This is a genomic window from Chitinophaga sp. (assembly GCF_036566945.1).
GTDB lineage: Bacteria > Bacteroidota > Bacteroidia > Chitinophagales > Chitinophagaceae > Chitinophaga.
This window is the reverse complement of the sequence record NZ_DATCVJ010000048.1, coordinates 1-3,996: the sequence shown is the minus strand read 5'-3', so window position 1 is coordinate 3,996 and position 3,996 is coordinate 1. Positions and strand designations below refer to the sequence as shown.

Genomic DNA, 3,996 nt, shown 5'->3' with positions numbered 1-3,996 from the left:
CATGATATCACCTGACTCTTTGGAACAGGAAGCATTGCAATCGGCTAAAAATTCCGCTAAACTATCCACGTCATTACCCGCAAAATTTACAGAAAAGAAATACATCATTACACTGATCTTCGTCACTTCCCTGTTCATGTGCTGGGGAATTGCGTTGACCATGGGAGATGTATTGAATAAGCATTTTCAAAATGTATTAGGCTTATCCAAATCACAATCGGGTTTGGTGCAGTTTTCTATTTTTGGCGCCTATGCGCTCATGGGCATTCCTGCGGGGCTGTTCATTAAAAAGATGGGATATAAAAACGGGGTGTTATTAGGACTCACTTTATATGCCCTGGGTGCATTTTTGTTTGTGCCTGCGGCCAACGCAGGTTCTTTTGCTGTTTTTCGTATAGCCTTATTCGTTTTAGCCTGCGGCATGGCCACCCTGGAAACAGTGGCACATCCGTTTATGGCAGCCCTGGGCGATCAGCGCACCAGCGATCAGCGTATTAACTTTGCACAGTCTTTCAATGCCGTAGGCGCCATGGTAGGCCCTACACTGGGTACCCACTTCCTGCTCAGCGCAGGACATGAAGCCGGCAGCGAATTACTTTCTGTGAAAACATTATACATTTATATAGGCGCCGTTATTGCTGCTATTGCCGTTGCTTTTGCAATGGTAAAAGTACCACCGGTAACCGATCCGCACGATGGCAGCGGAGACGTGGAAGATATAAACACCATCAGCGTACGTAAAAAGCTGTTCCAGCAAAAACATTTCGTATGGGCAGTGGTGGCGCAGTTCTTTAACGTAGCTGCACAGGCGGGCACCTGGGCTTTCTTCATCAACTATGGCCACGAAATCATGCACTTTTCCGATGAAAAAGCGGGTTATTTTATGCTGCCATTCATGGGCATGATGCTGGCCGGCAGATTTGTAGGCACTGCTTTAATGCGATATATTGCACCCAATAAATTGCTGGCGGCCTTCGCACTCGGAAACATCCTGATGTGTATCCTGGTGGCACAAGGCTGGGGCTGGACTTCCTACATCGCCCTGTTGATGATCAACTTCTTCTTCAGCATCATGTATCCCACTATTTTCAGTCTCGGGTTAAAAGACCTCGGTCCGCAAACGCAACAGGCATCCTCCTTTATTGTAATGGGTATGTTTGGTGGCGCCATCTTCCCCTTCATCATGGGACGCCTGGCAGACACCAATATCGCTACGGCCTACTATCTGCCTATCGTTTGCTACGCCGTTATTTTCCTCTTTGGCTACAAATTGTATAAACTCAGATAAATACTTTACACCGGCTGCCGTCCTTTGGCAGCGGATGTACTTAAGATAAAAAAAAGCCGTTCTTTTACAGAACGGCTTTTCTTTTGCCCGATGGCAGATGAACAAAGGAGTAATCTCCCTTGTTGCTAATATCAGCGCCGAGAGGAGCCAAAATCAACCATGATGGACCGTCATCCCCAGGATATTATTACCCGCCTTTTGTCCGCTGCCGGTATTACGGTCAACGGTCACCATCCATGGGATATACAGGTCAATGATGACGCTTTTTATAGCGCAGTGCTCCACAACGGCTCCCTGGGCCTCGGAGAATCCTATATGAATAATTACTGGGACTGCCAGCAACTGGACGATTTCTTCACCAAAATATTATTAGCAAATGTAGATGCCCTTGTAAAAAAAAGTGTCCGGTTTAAGGCGGAAATTTTACTCGGCAGGCTGCTGAATTATCAAACACCTGCCAGGGCTTACCGCAACGGCAGCGCACATTATGATACCGGCAACGACCTGTTTGAAGTCATGCTGGATAAACGCATGACTTACACCTGCGCTTTCTGGGAAAATGTGCGTACCCTCGACGAAGCTCAGGAACAAAAGCTGGACCTTACCTGCCGTAAACTAAAGCTCCAGCCAGGCATGCATGTACTGGACATTGGCTGCGGCTGGGGAAGCTTTGCAAAATTTGCCGCCGAAAAATATGGCGTACGTGTTACGGGCATCACCATCTCAAAAGAACAGGCGGAAATGGCCCGGGAACGGTGTAAAGACTGGCCCATAGAGATCCGCTTAGCCGACTACCGCAAACTCGATGAACCCTTCGATGCCATTGCTTCTTTGGGCATGTTTGAACACGTAGGCTATAAAAACTATGACGCCTATATGAAAACAGTGCATCGTTGCCTGAAAGATGATGGCCTGTTTTTATTACATACGGTTGGCGGCAATACCGCCCATACCTTCACTGATCAGTGGCTGAACAAATACATTTTTCCCAATGCCATGATTCCTACTATGCGTCTCATTGGACAGTTTATAGAAGGCTTGTTTGTAATGGAGCACTGGCAAAATTTTAGCGTAGACTACGACCATACACTGATGGCCTGGTACGAAAATGTGATGCAGCACTGGGACCAGCTGAAAACGAAATATGATGCTACCTTTTTCCGGATGTGGAAATACTATCTCTTGTCCTGCGCCGGCTCTTTCCGCGCCAGAAAAAGCCAGCTATGGCAGATTGTACTCTCCAAAAATGGCGTGCCCGGCGGGTATCGCTTTAAGATGCCTTAACTCCCTGATCTATACCGAATAAAAAATATTTGAATTATTCTCATACAATATTTTCCGCCCCCTGATTATTTTATTTAATAAATTTGATCGTAATTTTCCCTCCTGCTTTAGATGATATGAACTATATGTATGAACGAATTTGCTGAAGAATCGCAATGGTGGCGGGCCATAGTAGCTGGTGACGAAGCCGCCTTTCAGCAGGTCTATCGTCTTCACTTTAACATGTTGTACGAATACGGGATGCGTCTGGCCGCCAATGAGGAACTGGTAAAGGAAAGCATACAGCAGTTCTTTGTGAAGGTATGGACCAACAGGGCCACGCTGGGCACGGTAAAACGTATCCGCCCCTACCTGCTGGTATCGTTGCGGGGCATGATTTATAATAAGCTGAGAGATGAGAAAAGGAGAAGGGTAACTTCCCTGGAAGATGATTATGATTTCGAACTGGTTTTTTCTCCGGAGTCCGAATATATACAAAAAGAAAGTGCCAATCAGCAGCTTCAGGCGCTGAAACAGGCCATGGAGCAGTTAACCGCCCGGCAGAAGGAAATTATTTTCCTGCGCTATTTCCAGGAGCTGGAATATAATGATATTGCTGAAATAATGAATATCAGCGTCAAAGGAGCCTATAAACTTACGGCCCGGTCATTAGAGTCATTGCGAGAAATCCTTGACCTGTCTATCATTGCCGTGATTTGCCTGTTGAAAATTGCCGGCAGCCGGTAAACGTTACCTTCCTCTATTATTCCCTGTTTGAAAACATTTTTGGGTGTACCCAAAAAAAATATTTTTTCCGTGGGGTGTTCTCACGAATGTTGGTGTCCTGTGTTAAATCGCCCTTGTTTTAAGTTCGTTAAACAGGTGATCTGAGTGAGTAGTTATGGGTGAACAATATAAAAATTATAGTAAACAGGATTTTTTGGAAGATGCGTACTTCATCGCGTATGTTAAACATACGAGCGGGGAGGCGGTCCGTTTCTGGACGGCATGGCAGGCTTCCAAACCGGCCAATCTGGCCAGCATGCTGGCTGCGGAGCAGGAATTACGTTTACTGTTAACAGCAAAAAGAATTGATCCTCCCACCGGCCTGGTAGACACCATATGGCATCAGATCAGTCAGGATATAGCTGCAGCAACAGAAAGGAATATACGATTAAGGATCAACCGCCGCAGATGGCTGGCAGCAGCGGCTATTGCCCTGCTCCTGATTGGTAGCGCAGGAATCCTTACATACACTGGTAATAAAACAGTGACTACCGGCTACGGTAAAACAGCCAGCATCGTATTGTCCGACGAGTCGCGTATTATATTAAATGCCAATTCCACCGTTACCTATGCAAAGCACTGGTGGAGCGGTTCCCGCAGGGAGGTATGGTTGAATGGAGAAGCTTTTTTCGAAGTGGTGCATCTTAAAAAAGACAGTC

At 46.3% G+C, this 3,996-nt stretch carries 4 protein-coding genes; all 4 read left to right on the top strand.

Annotation, left to right across the window (positions count from 1 at the left end):
• Window positions 1-1,288, top strand: a 1,288-nt coding sequence (gene fucP / locus VIP81_RS01480; RefSeq protein ID WP_331956703.1) for an L-fucose:H+ symporter permease, incomplete at its 5' end; no start/stop codon positions are given.
• A gap of 162 nt (window positions 1,289-1,450) precedes the next feature.
• A complete protein-coding gene (gene cfa / locus VIP81_RS01475; protein ID WP_331956702.1) occupies window positions 1,451-2,572 on the top strand; it encodes a cyclopropane fatty acyl phospholipid synthase in 1,122 nt (373 codons plus the stop codon).
• Between the two features lie 129 nt (window positions 2,573-2,701).
• Window positions 2,702-3,298, top strand: coding sequence for a sigma-70 family RNA polymerase sigma factor (locus tag VIP81_RS01470; RefSeq protein WP_331956701.1), 597 nt, complete (start codon window positions 2,702-2,704; stop codon window positions 3,296-3,298).
• Window positions 3,299-3,491: 193 nt separating this feature from the next.
• The coding region (locus tag VIP81_RS01465) for a FecR domain-containing protein (protein ID WP_331956700.1) at window positions 3,492-3,996 on the top strand (505 nt) is incomplete at its 3' end.